Below are 18,270 nucleotides of genomic sequence, written 5' to 3'. Positions count from 1 at the left end.
AGCGGTGAGCCACAGCCCCGCGCTGACGTTGCCGTACAGAGTGCCCTTCGCCTCTTTCGCCCCGCTGCTGCCGGTCATACTGGTGATCGCCCTGCTCGCGCTGCCGGCCGCGCAGGGCGCCGACGGCGGGGCGACCCCGGCCGACGCCGTCTCCGGGCTCGTGGTCCTGTACTGCGCGATCCGGCTCGTACGGGAGCGGCGGCGCCCCTTGTCCCGTACGGCCGCCGTGGTGCTCGGGATGCCCGTGGTCGGGCTCGCGGTCGCGGCCGTCGGGGCGTCCTCGCCGGCAGCCGGGATCGGGGGCCTCGGGCGCTACCTCCAGATCTTCGTGCTGGTCCCGGCGTCCGTGGTGCTGCTGGTCCGGGACCGGCGCGACTTCCGGGTGCTGGCCTGGGCGTTCGTCGCCTTCGCCCTGTTCCAGGGGGCGGTCGGGGTGCACCAGTACGTGACCGGGACCGGCGCCTCCTACCAGGGCGAGGAGATCCGGGCGGTGGGCACCTTCGGGCCCGCCGATGTGATGGGCATGGCGACCGTGGTGTCGTTCGGGCTGATGTGCGCGGTGGGGCTGGCCCTCGGGTCGACCGCCGCCCGGCAGCGGGCCGTCGCCGCCGGCTGCGCCCTGGCGCTGCTCGCCCCGCTCGCCGTCTCCTTCAGCCGGGGCGCCTGGATCGCCACCGCGGCGGCCTGCGCGATCCAGCTGGTGCTGGCCGGGATGCGGCGCGCGCTGAAGGTGGGCGCGGTGGTGACCGCCTCTGCGGTGATCCTGGTCGGCGGGCTCGGTGTCGGTACGGCGATGTTGCAGGAGCGGATCAGCAGCATCACCCAAGTCGCCGACGCCCCCGACCAGTCGGTCACCGACCGGTACACGATGTGGGCGGCGGCGACCGACATGTGGAGCGAACACCCGCTCACCGGCGTCGGGTTGAAGGGCTTCCCCGAACACCGCGACGGACACGCCTCGTTGGCCCTGTCCTCGGGCAGCGACACGGAGGGCGCGGGCGCCGCGTACCGCAAACAGCCGCTGCTGTCCCCGCACAACATGTACCTGCTGGTGCTGAGCGAGCAGGGGCTCATCGGGCTGCTCGCCCTCGGGGGCAGCTGGCTGGCGCTGCTGGTGTGCGGCCTGCGCGGGCTCGTGCGGGTGCGCCGAAGCCGTACGTCCGGGCTCGACTGCGCGCTCGTCGCCTGCGGGCTGCTGCTCTGGCAGTTGATCGACTTCCTGTACGCCGACATCGGCGGGCCCGCGACCGTGCTGACCGCCCTCGCCTTCGGGCTCGTCGCCTGGTGGGCCCTCGTCGGCGGCGATTCCGTGCCCGCGGCCAAGGCCTCGGCGTGACGAACGCGACGCCTCCTCGGCCCGAGGGAGAGACCAGGGTGACGCTGCCCGCGGCACGCGCCGCCGCTTCGCCGTCCGCGAAGGGAAGCGGCGAGGAGGGGGACGAGGGGGGTGGTGCCGCTGCCGGAACAGGTACCGGGGCTGCCGAACTCGCCCCCGTCTCCCGGAAGTTCCTCGCCAAGGCCACGCTCATCACGGCCGTCCTCTCGGTCGCGGGCGCGCTGCTCGGGCTGGTCCGGGACCAGTCGCTGGCCCGGCTGTTCGGGGCCGGGAGTGACACGGACGCGTTCCTCGTCGCGTGGACCGTGCCGGAGTTCGCGGCGACGCTGCTCATCGAGGACGGGCTGGCCTTCGTCCTGATCCCGGCGTTCAGCATGGCGCTGGCCCGCCGCGCCCAGGGTGCCCCCGGTGATCCGGTGCGGGCGCTGGTCGCGTCGACGCTGCCCCGGCTGGCGCTGGCATGCGCGGGGGTCGGCGCGCTGCTGATCGCCACGGCTCCCTACCTGGTCGAGGCGCTCGCCCCCGGGCTGCCCGACCCGTCGCTCGCCGTGGACTGCACCCGCCTCACCGCGACCTGCGTGTTCAGCTTCGGGCTCGCCGGGTATTGCAGCGCTGCCCTGCGCGCGCACCGGCGGTTCCTGGCCCCCGCGGCGATCTACGTGGCCTACAACGTCGGCATCATCACGTCGATGTTCGTGCTGGGCGGGCACTGGGGGGTGCGCTCGGCGGCGGTCGGGGTGGCGGTGGGCGGCGCCCTGATGGTCGTCACCCAACTGCCTTCCGTGCTGCGGCAGTTGCGGCGGCGCCGGTCGGCCGTGCCGGACGAGATCGTGGTGGAGGAGGCGTCCGGGGCGCCGATGGCGTTCGCGCTCGTCGCGCCGGTGCTCCTGTTCGCGCTGACCCGGCAGTCGCAGGTGCTCATCGAGCGGTTCCTCGCCTCCACGCTGCCCGCCGGGGCTATCTCGCACCTGAACTACGCGCAGAAGGTCGCGCAGATCCCGATGACGCTGTCGCTCATGCTGTGCACGGTCACCTTCCCGGTGGTCGCGCAGGCGATCGCGGAGGGCGACACCGAGCGGGCCCGCGACCGCGTGGAGCGGGACCTCGCGCTGGCCGCCTGGGTCGTGCTGCTCGGCGCGGCGGCCGTGGTCGCCTGCGCCCCGCAGATCATCGAACTCCTCTTCCAGCGGGGCGCGTTCACCGCCCGGGACACCGAGGCGACGGCCACCGTGATGCGTGTGTACGCGGTCGGGCTGCTCGGGCACACCCTGGTGGGCGCGCTCGTCCGCTCGTACTTCTCCTCGAACCGGCCCACCTGGTACCCGCTGGCCGCGATGACCGCGGGCATCGTCGCGACCTCCTGGATCGGCGCCTGGTCGGTCGGGCCGTGGGGCGTGAGCGGGATCGCCGCCGCCAACGCGGCCGGGATCACCTTGTCGGCCGCCCTGCTGCTGTACGGGGCGCGTGAGCCGAAGGGATGCGCCGGTGTCGAGGGTGCGAGCGCGCGGAGGCCCGAAGGGCTGAGCACGGTCGTGCCCTCGACACCGGCTGTGGCATCCCGTAGGCGAGCGCTTTTGGGAGGAGTGCCGCGCAGTGTGCCGATCCGGACCCGGCGGGTGGTGGCCGAGCTGAGCAAGCCGGTGCGCGCGGCGGTGTGCGCGACGGCCGCGGGGGCGTTCGTGACCAGCCGGATCGACGCGCCGGTGGCGGGACTCGCCGCCGGTACGGCGACCGTGACCGTCGTCTTCTTCCTGCTGGGCCGGCTCATGCGGGCCCAGGCCGTGCAGAGCTTCGTCCTCGCCCTCCGTTCCCTACGCTCCCTGACCCGAAGGCTCCCGCATGCCCGCAAGCGCACCCGCACCCACGCCCGCCCCCGCCGACGCGACCGCGTCCGCTGACCGGCGCCGAAGAAGCGCCCTGCGCGTCCCCTGGGTGGCGATGTACCACTCGGTGGGCGACTGCTCGGACGACCCGTACCGCATCACGGTCACGCCCGACCGCCTCGACGCCCAGCTGCGGTGGCTGCACCGGCGCGGGCTGCGGGGCGCGGGCGTGGCCGAGCTGCTCGCCGCCCGTGCCCGGGGCGAGGGGCGCGGCCTGGTCGGGCTGACCTTCGACGACGGGTACGCCGACTTCCTCACGGGCGCCCTTCCGGTGCTTGAGCGTTGGGACTGCGGCGCGACCCTCTTCGTGCTGCCGGGACGGCTCGGCGGGGAGAACGCCTGGGACCCGCTGGGCCCGCGCAAGCCGCTGCTCACGGCGGACGGCATCCGGGCCGTCGCCGAGGCGGGGATCGAGATCGGGTCGCACGGGCTGACGCACGTCGACCTGACGAAGGCGGACGACGAGCTGCTGCGCGCCGAGGTCGCCGAAAGCAGAGCGGTGCTCTCGGAGTTGAGCGGTGCTCCGGTCGACGGATTCTGCTATCCGTACGGGACCGTCGACCAGCGGGCCGTCGACGCCGTGCGGGACGCCGGTTACGGATACGGCGTCGCCATCGACCCCGGGCAGCTCAACGGCGTCCACGTCCTCCCCCGCGTCCACATCGGCGAGAACGACACCGCCGTACGCCTGCATCTCAAGTACCGGCTGCACCGGCTGCGGCGCCGGCCGGTCGAGGGGGTGTGAGCGCGGTGAAGGCCCTGCATGTCATCACCGGGCTCGGGGTCGGCGGCGCCGAGCAGCAACTCCGGCTGCTGCTGCGGCACTTGCCGGTCGACTGCGATGTCGTGACGCTCACCAACCCGGGCTCGGTCGCCGACGGTCTGGTCGCCGACGGCGTCCGGGTCGTCCACCTCGGCATGGCCGGCAACCGGGATCTGGCCGCGCTGCCCCGCCTGGTCGACGTCATCCGCTCGGGCGGCTACGACCTCGTGCACACCCACCTCTACCGGGCCTGCGTGTACGGCAGGATCGCCGCGCGGCTCGCGGGCGTACGGGCGATCGTCGCCACCGAACACTCCCTCGGCGACTCGCAGATGGAGGGACGGCCGCTGACCGCCGGGGTCCGCGCGCTGTATCTCGCCAGCGAACGCCTCGGCCGCGCCACCGTCGCCGTCTCCCCCACGGTCGCCGACCGGCTCCGCCGCTGGGGCGTGCCCGCGCCCCGGATCTCGGTCGTCCCCAACGGCATCGACCTGGCCCGGTTCCGCTTCGACCCGGTCGCCCGGCACCGCACCCGAGAGCGCCTCGGACTGCCCGAGGGCGCGTACGTCGTCGGCGGCATCGGACGGCTCGCACCGGGCAAGCGCTTCGGCGACCTCATCGACGCGCTCGCCCAACTCCCCGACGACTACTGGCTGTTGCTCGTCGGCGGCGGCCCCGAGGAACAGGCCCTGCGGCGCACCGCGCACGAAGCGGGCGTGGCCGACCGGGTGCTGTTCACCGGCGAGCGGCCGTACGTGCCGGACGGCACCCCCGGCCCCGACCTGCCCTCCCTCGCCTCCGCGATGGACCTGCTCGCCTCCCCCTGCCCGGAGGAGGCCTTCGGGCTCGCGGTCGTGGAGGGCCTGGCCGCCGGGCTGCCCGTCCGGTTCGTCTCCTGCCCGGCGATCGAAGACCTGCCCCCGGAGTCCGCCGAGGGCGCCCGGCGCGTACCCGGCGGCGCGGACTCCTTCGCACGCGCCCTAGCCGAGGCCCGCGCGCTGGGCCCGCGGGACCGCACCCCGCCTGCTGCCGCCCACCACTACGACATCACCCGCAGCGCCGCGCAGCTCATGGACGTGTACGCGGCCACCACCCCCTCCATGACCCCGTCCCCGTCACCCCAGGGAGTCCCCTCCTCATGACCGACACCCCCAGCAGAGCCCCCCACCTCACGCCCCGCACCCGCGGCCTCCGCCCATGGACCCTCCTCGCGGCCGGCGCCGTCCTCGGCGGCCTCCTCGGCGGCGCGTACGGCACCCTCAAGTCCCCCACCTACACGGCCACCAGCTACGTCGTCGCCGTACCGACCGAGAAGTCCGACCCGGCGTCCGCGCTCGGTTTCGCGCAGGCGTACGGGCGGGTCGCCACGCAGCTCGCGGTGCTCGGGGACGCCCAGGTCTGGGCGGGCGTACCGGTGTCGACGCTGCGGAAGAGCGTGCAGACGGCGACCTCGCCGGACGCGCCCATGGTCGCCGTCTCCGCCACCTCCTCACGCCGCGACCTCGCCGCCGACATGGCCAACGCCGTGGCCCGCTCCCTCACCCGGCACGCCAACGACACCAAGAACTCCACCCACGTGGAGCTGCTCCAGTTCTCGCGCGCGGTCAAGCCGGCCGAGCCGTCCTCCGCCTCGGCGGCGGTGACCGGGCTGGTCGGCGCGAGCGCGGGCGGGCTGCTCGGCGGCCTGGTGCTCCTGGTGCGGCCCCGGCGCGGTACGGAGGAACCGGCGCCCGCGGCCTCCGTACCGGGCCCGGCCACCGCCGCCGATGTGCACGGACAGCTGTGACGGTCACGACCACGGGCGCCCTGCGCGCCGAAGTCGTCAGCGACGAGACCGCCTTCGCCGAACTCGCCCCGGCCTGGGGCCGGTTGTACAAACGGTGCGGCGCGGCGACCCCGTTCCAGAGCCATGCCTGGCTGCACTCGTGGTGGCTGTCGTACGGCGTCCCGGGCCGGCTGCGGATCGTCGTGGTCCGCGATCCGGAGGGCGAACTCCTCGCCGCCGCCCCGCTGATGCGCGTACACCGCCCGCTGCCCGCCCTGGTGCCGCTCGGCGGCGCGATCTCCGACTACGGTGACGTCCTCCTCGACGACGACACGGCCGACGAGGCCGCCGCCGCCCTCGCCGAGGGCCTCTCCGACGCCGCACGCACCGCGCTGATCGACCTCCGCGAGGTCCGTCCGGGCGGCGCCGCGGAACGTGTGTACGAGCGCTGGCGCGGTCCCCGTCGCCAGGTCAGGGACTCCCTGTGCCTGGAACTCCCCGCCGTCTCCATGGACGGCCTGGTCTCCCGGCTCCCCTCCGCCAAGGCCCAGCGGGTCCGCGCCAAGCTGCGCAAGCTGACCGCGCTCGGCGTCGAGCGGCGCGTCGTCCAGCCCGACGACGTCGACGCGGCCCTGGTCCGGCTGCTCGAACTGCACCAACTCCAGTGGCAGGGGCGGAAGGTGACGTCGGAACACCTCCAGCCGCGGTTCCGCGAGCACCTCGCCCGCTCGGTCGGGCCGATGGTCCGCTCCGGGGACGCCGTCGTCACCGAGTTCCGCCTCGACGACAGCGTGGTCGCCGTCGATCTGACCCTGCTGTCGGGACGCCTCGCGGGCGGCTATCTGTACGGCGCCCATCCGGGCCTGCGGAAACGGAAGGCGGACGTCGCCGTGATGCTCCTCGACGCGTGCGCCGAGCACACCGGGGCCGGCGGGCACGACACGCTGAGCCTGCTGCGCGGTGACGAGCCGTACAAGCACCACTGGCGGCCCGAACCCGTCGTCAACCAGCGGCTGTTGCTGGCCCGGCGGCTGACGGCGCCGCTGATGTCGGCGGTCGTGTGCGATGTCGCCGCCCGCAGCCGGGGCAAGGAACTCCTGCGCCGGCTGCGGGACCGCGAGGGAAGCGGCGGTGGAGGGGAGAACGGGAACGGTGGCGGCGGATCGTGAACGACCCGCCGCCACCGGGCGGTCACCGGTTGCGCGACCACCAGTCGAACTTCAGGCACAGCTTCCCGCCGAGCCAGTACTCCACCCAGTCGCCCAGCTCCAGCGGCGAACAGTTGTCCGGCGGCAGCGGCACGGGCGGCGTGACCGGGTCCGTCGGCTTCGGCGGCTCCGGGGTCGGGTCGGGCGTCGGGACGGTCGGCACCGGGGTCGGCACCGTCGGCTCCGGGTCCTTACGGCCCGTCAGGATCTGGCGGTACACCTCGGACGCCTTCGGATTGCTGCCGCACTGCCACACGCCGTGCGGACAGTAGTCGGTCAGCGTGTTGTACAGCGGCTTGTGCTCGTCCATCCACGCGAGCATGCGCCGCATGTACTCCGGGTTGTCGCCGTTGCGGAACAGTCCCCATTCCGGATAGGAAATGGGCTTTCCGTGCGCCTTGGCGAAATCCACATGCGCCTGAAGTCCGTAGGGCTCGCTGATCTGCTCGTCGAATGAGATCCCGCGCGGCTGGTCGTACGAGTCCATACCGATGATGTCGACCGTGTCGTCCCCCGGATAACACTGCGTCCAGGGAATGGCGTCACGGCCCCGGGTCGGATTGAAATCGAACCGGAATTTCTGGCCCGGCACCGACCGCATGGTGGTGACGATCCTGTTCCAGTACTTCTTCCAGGCCTCCGGGTCCGGCCCGCAGCGAGAGGTGTAGGTGATGCCGTTCATCTCCCAGCCGAGCACGATCACGGTGTCCGGGATCTTCAGCGCGACCAGCCGCTCGGCCAGGGCGCGGAAGTGGTGATCGTAGAGACCGGCCGCGCCGCGCCGCAGCAGCTTGCGGACCCCGCGGTCGGAGACACCTTCCTCGTTGCGCTCCTGCATGGGCACGTTGAGGACGAACAGCCGGTCCTCCTCGGCCCGCCGCCAGTCCGCCCACACGTCGAGGAACCCGGGCAGCCCCTCGATGTTGCTCCACAGGTCACCCGGCAGGTAGGTGTGCCCGACGGTGAGCTCGGCGCCGCCCAGCCAGCGGCTCAGCTCGGCGATCCTGGCCGTGCCACGGGCGCCGTCGTAGTCGACGTACGCGCCGAACGCGGGCAGCTTCGGCGGCTCGGGCGGCTCGGGCGGCTCAGGGGGTTCGGGTTTCGGCGGCTCGGGTGGCTCGGGCGGCACCGGGGGTTCGGGGGCCACGGGCGCGACCGGGCCCACCGTCCCGGTCGGTGGTACGGGCACGGGAGGATCGGCCACCCCCGCGCCCACGGCGTGACCCGGACCCGTCGCCAGGACGGCCGACGCGGCGACCGCCGCCGCAATGAACGCCAGCCGTCCGGATCGGGCCCGTCGCTTGTGTGCGGCCATTCCTGCTCCTTCTTCTGCTCCTTCTCCTGCTTTTCACCTACTGACACTCAGTCATACAAATGCGAATTCCGCCACCGCGCCTAAGACTTTCGAGTGAACCGACCCGAAGGAAACCCGAAAACACATGTCCGTGTCGCTCCTCGACACCCGCGTCCCCGCCGTCCTGGTGCGGACCGACAGGAATCCCTTTCACCACGGAACTCTCGGCGCCGTACGCTCCCTCGGCCGGGCCGGCGTCGACGTCCACCTGATCGCCGACGTGAGCGGAAGTCCCGTACGCAGATCCCGTTTCGTACGACAGTTGCATCCCCCGCCGCCGCCCGGCGCCGCCCCCGCCGACATCGCCCGCGTCCTGCTGCGGGTGGCCGCCCAGGTCGCGCGGCCCGCCGTACTGATCCCGCTCGACGACGCGAGCGCCGTCGCGGTGGGCCGGGCGCGGGCCGAGCTGGCGCCCGCCTATCTGCTGCCGCAGCAGCCCGGCGCGCTGGCCGAACGGGTCGCCGACAAAGCCGAACTGGCCGCCGTGTGCGCGGCCGTGGGCGTACCGCACCCGCTGACGCTCATCCCGGACAGCGCGGCCGAGGCAGCCGCCGCGGCCTGGCGGCTCGGGCTTCCGACGATGGCGAAGTGGAGCCGGCCCTGGCTGCTCCCGGCGGGCAGCGGGCTGCGCAGCACGGTCGTCGTGCGCTCGGCACGGCAGGCGCGCGAGCTGTATCTGCGCACGGAGGAGGCGGGCAGCCGGCTGCTGCTCCAGGAGTTCCTGCCGCCGGGACCCGACCTCGACTGGTTCTGCCACGGGTACGCCGACCGCACCGGGACCGTGCGCGGCGGCGGCCCCGGACGCAAGCTGCACGCCTGGCCGCGCGGCGCCGGACTGACCGCGGTGGGCCACTGGACGCCGAACGCGCCGGTACGGGCGCTCACCGAACGCCTGATCGGTGAACTGGGCTACCGGGGCATCTTCGACCTCGACTTCCGCCGCTGCGCCACGACCGGCGGCTACCACCTGCTCGACTTCAACCCGCGCCCCGGCGCCCAGTTCCGGCTCTTCACCGACACGGCAGGACTGGACGTCGTACGCGCCCAGCACCTCGATCTGACCCACCGTCCGGTGCCGGAGGGGGCGCCCCGGCCGGGGCGGGCGTTCGTGGTCGAGAACTACGCGCCGCTCAGCGCGCTGCGTCCGGCGCCGGCCGGCCGCGAACTGGCCTGGCACGCCCCGGACGACCTCGCGCCCGGCTGGGCGATGTGGGCCCTGTGGGCACGGCACGTCGGCCGCCGGCTGCCGTCCCGGCTGCGCCGGCTGTGCGAACGGGCCGGGCCGGACGACACGCGGGCCCGCGTGGTCCGCCAGGCGGCGAGCCCGCCGGGGCTCCTGACCGACGACTCCCTGTCCGACGACGAGAAAGCGAGCAGTCGCTGATGTACGACCTGCTGGTGGTGGGCGCGGGCCCGTACGGCCTGTCCATCGCCTCCCACGCCGCGGGCGCCGGGCTCCGGCAGCGCGTGTTCGGCCGGCCCATGGCGTCCTGGCGGGACCACATGCCCCGGGGCATGTACCTCAAGTCGGAGCCGTGGGCGTCGAACCTGTCCGACCCCGACGGCCGCTGGCGCCTGGACACGTACTGCGCCGCCCGGGGTGTCGAGGCACGGCACGGGGAGCCGATCCCACTGGAGATGTTCGCCGCGTACGGCCAGTGGTTCGCCCGCAACGCGGTCCCCGAGGTCGACGAGCGGACGGTGACGCGGGTGGCGCCGGTGGCCGGAGGCGGGGGCTTCGAGGCGGTTACGGAGGACGGCGAGACGGTACGCGCCCGGACGGTCGCCCTGGCGGTCGGTGTCCTCCCCTTCGTAGAGATCCCGGCTGCCCTCCGCGACCTCGACCCCGACCTGGTGTCCCACAGCAGCCACCACGGCGACCTCGACCGCTTCCGGGGCCGGGACGTCACAGTGATCGGCGGCGGCCAGGCGGCCCTGGAGACGGCGGCGCTGCTCGCCGAACAGGGCACGCGGGTACGGGTGTTGGCTCGGGCGGAGCACCTCACCTGGAACGATGTGCCGCCCGCATGGGAGCGCCCCTGGTGGCGCTCGGCCCGCGCCCCGCAGAGCGGCCTGGGCTGCGGCTGGCGCAACTGGTTCTACGCCGAACGCCCCGGCCTCTTCCACCGCCTCCCCGAACCGACCCGGGCCCGGATCGCCGCGACGGCGCTCGGCCCTGCGGGCGCGTGGTGGGTACGCGCCCGCGTCGAACCGGCGGTGGAGGTGCTGCTGGGTCAGGAGGTGGCGGAGGCACGGGAGTTGGCGGGCGGGGCGGGTGGCGTACGGCTGGACACGGTGAGCAGGTCCGGCGAGCGGCGCTCCCTGGAGACCGAACATGTCATCGCGGCGACGGGGTTCAGGGCGACGGCCGACCGGCTGGGTCTGCTGGACGCGCAACTGGCCGATGGCTTGGGCGCGTTGACGGACGGGTCACCGACGGTCGGCCGGCACTTCGAGTCCTCGTACCCCGGCCTGTTCCTGGCGGGGCTGGTGACGGCGTCGGGCTTCGGACCGACGATGCGGTTCGTGCATGGGGCTACGTTCACGGCGGAGACGCTTGTGCGGGGGGTGCGGCGGCGGTTGCGGGCGGGGGTTGGGGTTGGGGTTGGTGGCGTGAGGGTGCCGGCGCCTGGGCGGCGCGAGGGGGTTCGCTCCGCGGGGTAGGCGGTTTGTTGGCTGCGGGGTGGTTTTCGCTGGGGGCGCGGTGATTTGGTGCGGGCCCGGTGGGGGCGCGACGCTCCGCTGGTGAGCGCAGTGTTCTACTGCGGGCCCGGTGGGGGCTGGTCGCGCAGTTCCCCGCGCCCCTGAACGAGCCCCGCGCGCCCCCTTTCGGGGCGCGCGGGGCTCGTTCGGGTTGCCGGGGGCTTACCCGTGTCTCACTCGTGGGCGCCTGGGCCGCCGCGTCGGCCTCGTCTGTACAGGACGAATCCACCCGCGATCATCGCGACGCTGACCGCCGAGGCCGCCAACAACTCCTCCCGGCTACCGGTCGGCGGCAGGTGGGGCGGCTTCGTCGGCGGGGTGGTGATGGGGGGCGTTGTTGTCGTCGGCGGGTGTGTGGGGGGCTTCGTCGGAGGCTTGGTCGGAGGCTTCGTGGGGGGCTTCGTGGGGGGCTTCGTGGGGGGCTTGGTCGGAGGCTTCGTCGGAGGCTTCGTGGGCGGCTTGGTCGGAGGCTTCGTCGGAGGCTTCGTGGGCGGCTTGGTCGGAGGCTTCGTCGGAGGCTTCGTCGGAGGCTTCGTCGGAGGCTTCGTCGGAGGCTTCGTGGGCGGCTTGGTCGGAGGCTTCGTCGGAGGCTTGGTGGGCGGCTTGGTCGGAGGCTTCGTCGGAGGCTTCGTCGGAGGCTTCGTCGGAGGCTTCGTGGGCGGCTTGGTCGGAGGCTTCGTCGGAGGCTTCGTGGGCGGCTTCGTGGGCGGCTTCGTGGGCGGCTTCGTCGGTGGGGTGTCGCCGTAGCCGCCAGGGGGGTTCGGTTCGGCGGGGCCGTTGGCTTCCTCTTCGCCGTAGCCGTTGTTGGTGCCGTGGCCGTTGGGCTTGGTGGGGTTGTCGTGCGGGGCTCCGTGTGCAGCCGGGGTCTTGGTGCAGGAGGTGCCGCAGGTGTCCACGTCGGCCAGGGCCGGAATGCCGTACAGGGTCAAGAGGCTCGTCGCGGCGGCCGCCACGACCATCCCCCTGCTCAGAGTCGGTCGCATTCTGATTATCCTTCTAATGGGAGAGGTGAGAAAAAGCCGGCCTTGGCACCGAGAGGCAATCCAAGACCGGCCCAGACACCGCCGAACGGCAGGTGCGACGACCTCAGTCGTTGACGCAGGTGTTGCCGAACGCCGGGTTCAGCAGCGCGATGACGTTGATCGAGTTGCCGCACACGTTGATCGGAATGTGAACGGGAACCTGAACGACGTTGCCGGAAAGCACACCCGGGGAGTGGGCGGCGAAGCCCTCGGCCTCGGCGTCCGCGAACGCCGGGGAGGCCATTCCGAGCGCCATGATCGCGCCGGCGATGACAGCAACGCTCTTCTTCATGAAGTTTCCCTTCTCTGCGGTCATGCCCCTATGTCGGCCGAAACCGAGCGAGCACACTTGAACGGCTCGCACCATGACCGGCAGTTGTAAAACGAGAGATAGACAGCCGAAGAAACTACGGAACGTGATCCGGCGGGTAATTCACTCGAACGCCCCGAAGCAGCGGAAAACACGGTCCACACGAAAGGCTGAAGAAATCCGGGGCTCGGGAAGGCACGGAAACGCGGGCAGCCCCCGCACACGGTGCGGGGGCTGCTCGTTTTGCTTCCGCGGGCGACCGGACGACTGTTGACGACCGGTCAGCCGACGGCGGCAGATCAGCTGTTGGCGATGCCGTTGCCGGAGAGGACCGGGATGTCGCTGAGGACGTGCGACAGCGGCTCGTCGCCCTTGGCCTGCGTCGAGTTCTCGGCGCACTGCTGGTTCTGCGGGGCCGACAGGATCGGGATGTCCTGAACGGCGACCGGGACGAGAATGCCCACGAGGGAGCCCACGTTGCCCTTGACGGGCAGACCGACGCAGAGCTTGTTCAGGGAACCCTGCGCGAGGCTCATCTGGGGGCTCATGTCGCCCTTGGTCAGGGAGTTGCCGAACTTCGAGACCGCCCCGTTCCCGCTGACGGACGTGGTGCCGCCGTCGTCCGCTGTGGCAAGCGCCTGGGGGGCGGTCGCCGCCGAGACTCCGACGACGGATGCGGCTACCGCCGCCGCGGCCATTGCCTTCTTCAGCATTTCGCTTTCCTTTCCTGGCAGAGACACACGTTCCTGCTCCCGCTTCAACCGGATGGACGGGGATTGGTTTCGCTGCTTCACCCGGTTGGCCGTTGTGGGCCATCAGAGTGAATGACAGCAACCATGCGCGTCGAAGGGCAGTTGATCAGAACGGCTCCGGTGGACGGGGTTTCTTCAGAAGGGACTTGCAAGTGATCAAGAAGGTTATGGCTGCTGCGGCGATCGCCGCTTCCGTCGTCGGTGCCTCCGCTGCGGTGGCGACCCCGGCGATGGCGATCGCGAACGACGGTGGCACGACGTCCACCAGCGGCAACGGAGCCATCCAGAAGTACGGCAACTCCGCCACGTACGGCAACATGAGCCCCCAGATGGCGCTCATCCAGGGCTCCCTGAACAAGCCCTGCATCGGTCTGCCCGCCAAGGTCAACGCCGGTTCCCTCATCGGCCTGGTGCCGATCGCCGTCCAGGACATCAACGTTCTGTCGGCCCCGCAGAACCAGCAGTGTGTCGAGAACTCGACGCAGGCCAAGGGCGACGAGCCCCTGTCGCACATCCTCAGCGACATCCCGGTCCTGTCCGGCAACGGCGTGGGCAACAACTGAGACGACTGAGTCGGGCGTACGTCCGGGCTCTCTTCGAGTTCTCACCAGCGGGCCGTCGAATTCTCGGCGGCCCGCTGGCCTACGTTGCGTCAGGTGACGACGAGACATCCTCTGTTCCGGTTTTCCCGTCTTTCCCGCCTGCCCCGCCCCTCTCGCCTCTCCCGGCTGTGCGGTGTCGCGGTGCTGTGCGCGGCGACCGCCATCGGCTGCGGTACGCCCGAGCAGCCGCCGCTGACACCCGTGGGCGGCGCCGCCCCCGCCAAGGGCACCGACATCCTGCTGCTGGGTACGGACGGCCGCAGCACCATCACCGAGAAGGAGCGCCGCAAGTTCCACGCGGGCGGCGTCCCCTGCAACTGCGCGGACGTGATGATGCTCATCCATGTGTCCGCGGGGCGCGACCGCGTCAGCGTGATCGGCCTGCCCCGCGACTCCTTCGCCACGATCCCCGCGTACAGAACCACCCCGTCCGGACGGCAGCGCCCCGCGCATCCCGCGAAGCTCAACGGCGCGTACGCGGAGGGTGGCGCCCGCCTCGTCGAACGTACGGTGGAGGCGGCGACCGGGGTGAGTGTCGAGCAGTATCTACAGCTCGACTTCCGGCGGTTCATCGACGCCGTCGACCAGGTCGGCGGGGTCGAGGTGTGCACCGCGCGGCGGCTCAAGGACCCCAAGACCAAGCTGAACCTGGCGCCGGGACGGCATCTGCTCAAGGGCGGGCAGTCCTTGCAGTACGTCCGCTCGCGGAAGGTCGACGGAAGTGCCGACCTGGGGCGGATCCAGCGCCAGCAGCGGTTCCTGGTCTCGGCGCTGGATCAGCTGACCGCCCGGAAGGTGCTGACCGACCCCGTCCTCATGGGCCGGGTCGCCCGGACGCTGCTCGGTCCGGCCAAGGTCGAGCAGGGCTTCGGGAAGGACGGCGTGAAGGCGCTGGTCACGCTCGCGTCGACGCTGAGCAAGGTGCCGGCCTCGCGGACGGAGTTCGCCACCGTGCCGGTCGCCGGGTTCAACCCGCCGATGGACGGCATCGGTTCGACCCTGCGCTGGCACGACGCGAAGGCGAAGGCGATGTTCACCAAGGTGCGCGAGGACCAGCCGCTGATCGCGGCGGGCACGGATCCCCGGCCCGACGACCCACCGGTGTTCGGGAAGGACGTACCGGTGCGCGGGAACCGGCTGGCGTGCCCCTGAGCAGGCCCGGTCGTCCTCGTTCCCGTGGAGAGGGAGGCTGTGCCGTTCCCCCGGACGGCCGCTCGTACACCTCGCACGCTGGGCCAATCGGGGCATTCACCGCAACCCCGGCCGGGGTTCGGCCGTTGACGATCACGCAGCTCCTCACCGGAGTCCGCTTTTCGAAAGGGAATGAACATGAAGAAGCTGTGGGCAACCGCGGCCCTCGCCGCCTCCGTCGCCGGTATCTCGGCCACGGCAGCGCCCCAGGCCCTGGCGATCGCCGATGACGGTGGCACCACGTCCATCAGCGGCAACGGCGCCGAGCAGGAGTTCGGCAACTCGGCCACGTTCGGTGACATGAGCCCGCAGCTCTCGCTGGTCCAGGGTTCGCTGAACAAGCCGTGCATCGGCCTCCCGGCCAAGCTCAACGTCGGTTCGCTCATCGGCGCGGTGCCGATCGCCGTCCAGGACATCCCGATCCTGTCGGCCCCGCAGAACCAGCAGTGTGTCGAGAACTCGACGCAGGCCAAGGGCGACGAGCCCCTGTCGCACATCCTCAGCGACATCCCCGTGCTGTCCGGCAACGGCGCCGGCAACCACTGAGCCTCCCCGCTCGGTTGCGACGGCGGGTCACCGGTTCTCCGGTGGCCCGCCGTTCGGCGTTCCGCGGGGCTGTGTCGGTCACTTGCTGTACAGGGCCTCGATCTCGGCCGCGTACGCCTCCCGTACCGCATGGCGTTTGACCTTGAGGGACGGGGTGAGCTGGCCGTTGTCCTCGGTGAACTCGCCCTCGACCAGGGCGAAGGCGCGGATCGACTCGGCCCGGGAGACCGCCGCGTTGGCGTGGTCCACGGCCCGCTGGACGTCGGCGCGCATCCGGGGGTCGCCGATCACCTCGGACATGGGGGTGTCGGCGGGCATCCCCCGTACCGCCAGCCAGTGGGCGACGGAGTCGGGGGCGAGGGTGATCAGGGCGGCGACGAAGGAGCGGTTGTCGCCGACGACCATGCACTGGCCGACCGGGGCTCGGCTGCGCAGCCGGTCCTCCAGGACGGACGGGGCGACGTTCTTGCCGCCGGAGGTGACGATGATGTCCTTCTTGCGGCCGGTGATGGTGAGGTAGCCGTCGTCGTCGAGGGCACCGAGGTCGCCGGTCGCGAACCAGTCGTCGCCGCTCAGTACCGCTTCCGTCGCCGCCGGGTTGTTCCAGTAGGCGCCGAAGACGACCCCGCCCTTGACGAGGACCTCGCCGTCGTCGGCGATCCGGACGGCGGTGCCGGGGACGGGGAGGCCGACCGTGCCGGGGCGGGGGGCCAGGGGCGGGACGAGGGTGGCGGCGGAGGTCGTCTCGGTCAGGCCGTAGCCCTCGTAGACGATGATTCCGGCGGCGTAGAAGAAGAGGCTGAGGTCGCGGTCGAGCGGGGAGCCGCCGCTGATGGCGTACCGCATGCGTCCGCCCAGCTCCTTGCGGATACGGCGGTACACGAGCAGGTCGTACAGGGCCCAGGCCGCGTAGAGGGACGGGCCGGGGCCCTTGGCGGCTTTGCCTGCTGCCGCGAGGAACTTCTCCAGGTACGCCTCGGCGAAGCGGACGCCGATGCGGTGGGCGCGGTCGAAGGAGGCGGCGCGGCCCATCTTCTCGGCGGTCGCGCGGCCGGTGGCGTGGATGCGCTCGAAGAGGTACGGGACGCCGACCAGGAAGGTCGGTCTGAACTCCCGCAGTACCGGGCGGAGTTCGTCGGGCTTGATGCTCGGGAAGTGGCCGATCTCGATACGGGCCATCAGACAGCCGACCTGAAGGGCCCGGCCCATGATGTGGGCGAGGGGGAGGAAGAGGAGCGTGGAGGCGGTCTGGCCGGTGACCTCCTTGAAGATCGGGTGCAGCAACTCCACGACGTTCGCGGCCTCGTTGTGCAGGTTGGCGTGGGTGAGGACGCAGCCCTTCGGCTGTCCGGTGGTGCCGGAGGTGTAGCAGATGGTGGCGGTGGTGTCGGGGGTCAGGGACGCGCGCCGCTTGGTCACCTCCTCGTCCGGCAAGTCCCGTCCCAGGGTGGCGAGTTGGGCCATCGCGTCCTCGTCCAGGGTGAGGATGCGCGGGGGTTCGGGGTGGTCGGCCGTACCGGTGGTGACGGTGGCCGTGTTGTCCGGCGTTTCCGTCACCACCAGGCGGGCCCCCGAGTCCCTTACGATCCAGTCGACTTGGGCGGCGGACGAGGTGGCGTAGACGGGGACGGTCTGGCCGCCGGCCGCCCAGATCGCGAAGTCGAGGACCGTCCACTCGTAGCGGGTACGGGACATCACCGCGACCCGGCCGCCCTGTTCGAGGCCCGCCGCGATCAACCCCTTTGCGGTGGCGGTGACTTCGGCGGCGAAGGCGGCGGCTGTGACCGGACTCCAGGTGCCGTCGTCCGCTCGGCGGCGCAGGATCACCGCGTCGGGGGCCTCGGCGGCGTTGGTGTAGGGCAGGTCGGCGGTGCTGCCCGTGGTGGGGGCTGCCACCATCGGGGCGGCACTCGCCTCGCGGACGGTGCCGGTCCGCTCGTCGCGGACCAGCTCGATCCGGTGGCGGGCCGCCAGATCGGTGCGGCGCTTCGCCTGCTTCAGGTCCTTGCGTACGCCCATGTCGCCGACTCCCGGTGGTGGTCTTGGTCCTCCTGAGTTCGAGTCAAGTTACTTGGGCGTAGCGGAAGTTCAATGGGTTGCGCAGGAACAGATATTTTGTTGTCACCCCCCACTGAAAGGAATCCCATGCGTTCCGTTCTTGTCGCTGTATGCGCGTCGGCGGTCTTCGGCGTGTGCGGTGCGGTGCCTGCCGTCGCTCAGACCTCGACTCCCGTACGGACAACTGCCGTTGCCTCCTCCCCCGTACTCTCCCTTGCCCCGCTGACCGACCTGTTCGCCGAGCGGCTGCTGGTCGCCGACAAGGTCGCCGCCGCCAAGTACGGCACCGACAAGCCGATCGACGATCCGGTGCGGGAGCGGCAGATCCTGGATGACGTGTCGTCGCGGGCCGTGGGGCTCGGGCTCGATCCGGCGGCGGTCGCTGCGGTTTTCCGGGATCAGATCGAGGCGAACAAGGTGGTTCAGCGGGGGTTGTACGCGCGTTGGGACGCGCATCCTGAGCTGCGGCCTGTCGAGCGGCCTGATCTGGTGAAGGAGGTTCGGCCGGTTCTGGATCGGATCACTACGGAGTTGCTCGGGGTGTTGGCGGAGACGGAGGGGGTTCGGTCGGGGGGTGGGTGTGAGGTGCGGCTTGTGGTTGCTGCGGGGCGCTCCGCGCGGGGGTACGGGTTGGATGGGTTGCACTTGGTGGGGCTTGGGCGGGCTGTTCCGTCCGTGTGTGGCTAGCGGGTGTGGCCGTGGATGGGTGGTTCGTTGGCCGCCGGCCGGTGGGGGCTGATCGCGCAGTTCCCCGCGCCCCTGGAAGGGGCGCTTCGC

17 protein-coding genes are annotated in these 18,270 nt (G+C 71.9%); 13 read left to right on the top strand and 4 right to left on the bottom strand.

The annotated features are described in order from the left end of the window. The first annotated feature begins 4 nt into the window (after positions 1 to 4). The 6 genes from OG787_RS31690 to OG787_RS31665 are packed head-to-tail and all read left to right on the top strand — an operon-like array spanning position 5 to position 6,916. The gene (locus OG787_RS31690; protein ID WP_369036099.1) at positions 5 to 1,336 is read left to right on the top strand and encodes an O-antigen ligase family protein; all 1,332 of its coding nucleotides are present in this window, start codon (positions 5 to 7) and stop codon (positions 1,334 to 1,336) included. Between the two features lie 38 nt (positions 1,337 to 1,374). Continuing rightward, entirely contained in the window at positions 1,375 to 3,234 is a 1,860-nt protein-coding gene (locus OG787_RS31685; protein WP_405537385.1) for a lipid II flippase MurJ, read from the top strand. Positions 3,235 to 3,274: 40 nt separating this feature from the next. Continuing rightward, the gene (locus OG787_RS31680; protein WP_405540648.1) at positions 3,275 to 3,964 is read left to right on the top strand and encodes a polysaccharide deacetylase family protein; all 690 of its coding nucleotides are present in this window, start codon (positions 3,275 to 3,277) and stop codon (positions 3,962 to 3,964) included. 5 nt (positions 3,965 to 3,969) lie between these two features. Next, a complete protein-coding gene (locus OG787_RS31675; protein ID WP_369036124.1) occupies positions 3,970 to 5,124 on the top strand; it encodes a glycosyltransferase in 1,155 nt (384 codons plus the stop codon). Continuing rightward, positions 5,121 to 5,768 (top strand): lipopolysaccharide biosynthesis protein, encoded by a 648-nt coding sequence (locus tag OG787_RS31670; RefSeq protein ID WP_369036096.1) that lies wholly within the window; start codon positions 5,121 to 5,123, stop codon positions 5,766 to 5,768. The genes OG787_RS31675 and OG787_RS31670 overlap by 4 nt, the downstream gene beginning before the upstream one ends. Next, positions 5,765 to 6,916 carry a GNAT family N-acetyltransferase gene (locus OG787_RS31665; RefSeq protein WP_405537384.1) on the top strand — a complete coding sequence of 384 codons (1,152 nt, stop codon included), beginning with the start codon at positions 5,765 to 5,767 and terminating at the stop codon, positions 6,914 to 6,916. The genes OG787_RS31670 and OG787_RS31665 overlap by 4 nt, the downstream gene beginning before the upstream one ends. 22 nt (positions 6,917 to 6,938) lie before the next feature. On the opposite strand, the gene OG787_RS31660 is transcribed toward OG787_RS31665, so the two are convergent. Beyond that, positions 6,939 to 8,270 carry a glycoside hydrolase family 26 protein gene (locus tag OG787_RS31660; protein WP_405537383.1) on the bottom strand — a complete coding sequence of 444 codons (1,332 nt, stop codon included), beginning with the start codon at positions 8,268 to 8,270 and terminating at the stop codon, positions 6,939 to 6,941. Between the two features lie 124 nt (positions 8,271 to 8,394). Here OG787_RS31660 and OG787_RS31655 point away from each other — a divergent pair, with 124 nt between their 5' ends. From OG787_RS31655 to OG787_RS31645, 3 genes are all read left to right on the top strand, one after another. Beyond that, on the top strand, positions 8,395 to 9,693 hold the full coding sequence (locus OG787_RS31655; RefSeq protein ID WP_405537381.1) for an ATP-grasp domain-containing protein: 1,299 nt from the start codon (positions 8,395 to 8,397) through the stop codon (positions 9,691 to 9,693). Further along, the gene (locus tag OG787_RS31650; RefSeq protein WP_405537380.1) at positions 9,693 to 10,973 is read left to right on the top strand and encodes an NAD(P)-binding domain-containing protein; all 1,281 of its coding nucleotides are present in this window, start codon (positions 9,693 to 9,695) and stop codon (positions 10,971 to 10,973) included. The genes OG787_RS31655 and OG787_RS31650 overlap by 1 nt, the downstream gene beginning before the upstream one ends. Positions 10,974 to 11,180: 207 nt before the next feature. Beyond that, a complete protein-coding gene (locus OG787_RS31645; protein ID WP_405537379.1) occupies positions 11,181 to 11,759 on the top strand; it encodes a hypothetical protein in 579 nt (192 codons plus the stop codon). 339 nt (positions 11,760 to 12,098) lie between these two features. Here OG787_RS31645 and OG787_RS31640 read toward each other — a convergent pair whose 3' ends face one another. Together OG787_RS31640 and OG787_RS31635 are read right to left on the bottom strand one after the other, a co-directional pair. Next, a complete protein-coding gene (locus tag OG787_RS31640; RefSeq protein ID WP_405537378.1) occupies positions 12,099 to 12,350 on the bottom strand; it encodes a chaplin in 252 nt (83 codons plus the stop codon). A 293-nt stretch (positions 12,351 to 12,643) separates the two neighbouring features. Further along, positions 12,644 to 13,057 carry a rodlin gene (locus OG787_RS31635; RefSeq protein WP_235478547.1) on the bottom strand — a complete coding sequence of 138 codons (414 nt, stop codon included), beginning with the start codon at positions 13,055 to 13,057 and terminating at the stop codon, positions 12,644 to 12,646. Positions 13,058 to 13,248: 191 nt separating this feature from the next. Between OG787_RS31635 and OG787_RS31630 the strand changes: the two genes are divergently transcribed. The 3 genes from OG787_RS31630 (at position 13,249) to OG787_RS31620 (ending at position 15,435) form a co-directional block, all read left to right on the top strand. Then, positions 13,249 to 13,659 carry a rodlin gene (locus OG787_RS31630; protein WP_369036089.1) on the top strand — a complete coding sequence of 137 codons (411 nt, stop codon included), beginning with the start codon at positions 13,249 to 13,251 and terminating at the stop codon, positions 13,657 to 13,659. A gap of 93 nt (positions 13,660 to 13,752) precedes the next feature. Continuing rightward, positions 13,753 to 14,850, top strand: a complete 1,098-nt coding sequence (locus OG787_RS31625) for an LCP family protein (RefSeq protein WP_369036088.1) — start codon at positions 13,753 to 13,755, stop codon at positions 14,848 to 14,850. A gap of 177 nt (positions 14,851 to 15,027) precedes the next feature. Next, positions 15,028 to 15,435: a rodlin gene (locus OG787_RS31620; RefSeq protein ID WP_369036087.1), complete on the top strand. Its 408-nt coding sequence runs from the start codon at positions 15,028 to 15,030 to the stop codon at positions 15,433 to 15,435. Between the two features lie 78 nt (positions 15,436 to 15,513). Here OG787_RS31620 and OG787_RS31615 read toward each other — a convergent pair whose 3' ends face one another. Further along, on the bottom strand, positions 15,514 to 17,454 hold the full coding sequence (locus tag OG787_RS31615) for an AMP-dependent synthetase/ligase (protein WP_405537377.1): 1,941 nt from the start codon (positions 17,452 to 17,454) through the stop codon (positions 15,514 to 15,516). Between the two features lie 126 nt (positions 17,455 to 17,580). Between OG787_RS31615 and aroQ the strand changes: the two genes are divergently transcribed. Further along, complete coding sequence (aroQ, locus tag OG787_RS31610; protein ID WP_369036085.1) at positions 17,581 to 18,180, top strand: gamma subclass chorismate mutase AroQ; 600 nt, start codon at positions 17,581 to 17,583, stop codon at positions 18,178 to 18,180. The last annotated feature ends 90 nt before the right edge of the window (positions 18,181 to 18,270 follow it).

Origin of the sequence: Streptomyces sp. NBC_00075, assembly GCF_045041225.1 — a bacterium.
GTDB lineage: Bacteria > Actinomycetota > Actinomycetes > Streptomycetales > Streptomycetaceae > Streptomyces > Streptomyces adonidis.
Note: the sequence above shows the minus strand (reverse complement) of the source record. Positions and strands in the feature narration are given on the sequence as shown.

Excerpts from the sequence above, each read along its gene's own strand:
- OG787_RS31680 (WP_405540648.1), top strand. The coding sequence starts at position 3,275 with ATGTACCACTCGGTGGGCGACTGCTCGGACGACCCGTACCGCATCACG.
- OG787_RS31670 (WP_369036096.1), top strand. The coding sequence starts at position 5,121 with ATGACCGACACCCCCAGCAGAGCCCCCCACCTCACGCCCCGCACCCGC.
- OG787_RS31660 (WP_405537383.1), bottom strand. The coding sequence starts at position 8,270 with ATGGCCGCACACAAGCGACGGGCCCGATCCGGACGGCTGGCGTTCATT.
- OG787_RS31655 (WP_405537381.1), top strand. The coding sequence starts at position 8,395 with ATGTCCGTGTCGCTCCTCGACACCCGCGTCCCCGCCGTCCTGGTGCGG.
- OG787_RS31650 (WP_405537380.1), top strand. The coding sequence starts at position 9,693 with ATGTACGACCTGCTGGTGGTGGGCGCGGGCCCGTACGGCCTGTCCATC.
- OG787_RS31640 (WP_405537378.1), bottom strand. The coding sequence starts at position 12,350 with ATGACCGCAGAGAAGGGAAACTTCATGAAGAAGAGCGTTGCTGTCATC.
- OG787_RS31635 (WP_235478547.1), bottom strand. The coding sequence starts at position 13,057 with ATGCTGAAGAAGGCAATGGCCGCGGCGGCGGTAGCCGCATCCGTCGTC.
- OG787_RS31620 (WP_369036087.1), top strand. The coding sequence starts at position 15,028 with ATGAAGAAGCTGTGGGCAACCGCGGCCCTCGCCGCCTCCGTCGCCGGT.
- OG787_RS31615 (WP_405537377.1), bottom strand. The coding sequence starts at position 17,454 with ATGGGCGTACGCAAGGACCTGAAGCAGGCGAAGCGCCGCACCGATCTG.
- aroQ (WP_369036085.1), top strand. The coding sequence starts at position 17,581 with ATGCGTTCCGTTCTTGTCGCTGTATGCGCGTCGGCGGTCTTCGGCGTG.